Source organism: Vibrio sp. 10N.222.52.B7 (assembly GCF_041474275.1).
In the GTDB taxonomy this organism is placed as follows: domain Bacteria; phylum Pseudomonadota; class Gammaproteobacteria; order Enterobacterales; family Vibrionaceae; genus Vibrio; species Vibrio crassostreae_C.
On record NZ_JBFRTU010000817.1, the window covers coordinates 1 to 247 of the forward strand.

Annotated in this window: 1 pseudogene; it reads left to right on the plus strand. The window is 46.2% G+C overall.

The features are described from left to right. A pseudogene (locus tag AB4512_RS25445) lies at positions 1-247 on the plus strand (ferrous iron transporter B); the annotation flags it as partial.

The window sequence follows — 247 nt, forward strand, 5'->3', positions numbered from 1 at the left end:
ATCTATCCTGGTAGCAGTGACAGCTTGGTTATGGAAATGCCGGATTACGAGTTGCCGACCGTGCAAAACGTGATGCTGAAAACTTGGCAGAAGTTGAAACGTTTCGTGCTTGGTGCAGGTAAAACCATAGTAATGGTTGTGGCTATTCTTAGCTTCCTGAACTCATTAGGTATGGACGGCAGTTTTGGCAACGAAGACAGTGAAAGCTCAGTGCTATCTAAAGCGGCTCAAGTTGTGACTCCAGTGT